The organism is Photorhabdus heterorhabditis (genome assembly GCF_001280945.1).
Classification (GTDB): domain Bacteria; phylum Pseudomonadota; class Gammaproteobacteria; order Enterobacterales; family Enterobacteriaceae; genus Photorhabdus; species Photorhabdus heterorhabditis.
The window spans coordinates 1-976 of record NZ_LJCS01000189.1 but is presented as its reverse complement, the minus strand read 5'-3'; the positions used below and the strand labels follow the sequence as shown (position 1 = coordinate 976).

Genomic DNA, 976 nt, shown 5'->3' with positions numbered 1-976 from the left:
GCGTGTTTAAGGTGTCCAGCGTCAGGTCATGGCCTGCCGTTATTTCGGTGTGACCGTCTTGACCGGCATTCCTGACGTCACTGGCGGTGAGCTGGACGTTATTGATGGCGCTCAGCGACAGGGTGCCCTTATCGTTCTGCACATAAATGCCTGCCGGACGGTCCAGCCAGCGGTTAGCTTCATCCCCGCGTACGGTCGAGGCGCTGGTGATATCGCGGCCTTTCAGGGTCACCCGGTCATCCCCCTGAATCCGGCCGCCCCGATTGGTGAGCGCCTGTTGGGCCGCTAAATCCACTTTGCCACCACGAATAAAGCCGCGGTTGGTCAGGTTGTTGGCCGTCAGTTGAGTCACATCCCGCCCGTTAATTGTGCCGCTGTTGGTGATATCGCCCTGACTGTTGAGCGCCACGGTATTCCCGGCCAGCAAGGCGCCATCACTGCGCAGGTCGCCGGATTTCACCCGGGCGTACACCTGCGGCACCGTCACCACCTCGGTAGTGCCGTCCGGCAGCGTGACCGTCTGGTTGGTCAGCCAGATAATGTCCGAAGTCAGCAGCGCCATCTGCGCCGGACTCAGGGCGACGCCCGGCGTCAACTGTTGCTGTTTGCCAAAGGCAACGCCGGCATCCATCAGCGCTTTAAACTGGGCTTCATCGTTATTGTAGCCCGGCAGATAGCGCTGGCCGGTCAGCTGGGTAATCTGCTCCCGCACCAGCCGCTGTTCATAGAACCCGTCACCTAACCGTTTGTGCACCAAAGCCGGGTCATGGGTGAGTTGCTGCTGCATGTAGTCTGACCCCAGCCAGGGTTTGTACTGGGTAAATTTCGGGTCGGTCTCCACCAGATAGTGGCTGTCACTGCCCGGCTGCACGGTATACAGGCTGTTATCCGGTAAGCGGGTATCGGGCGTCACCACGCGTATCACCGGGTCGACTGTTTGTCCTTTGACGGTTTCCGGCGGCAAACTCAGTTCAAA

Annotated in this window: 1 pseudogene; it reads right to left on the bottom strand. The window is 59.8% G+C overall.

Annotated features, from left to right (window positions below):
* Nucleotides 1-976: pseudogene (locus AM629_RS21230) on the bottom strand (S-layer family protein); the annotation flags it as partial.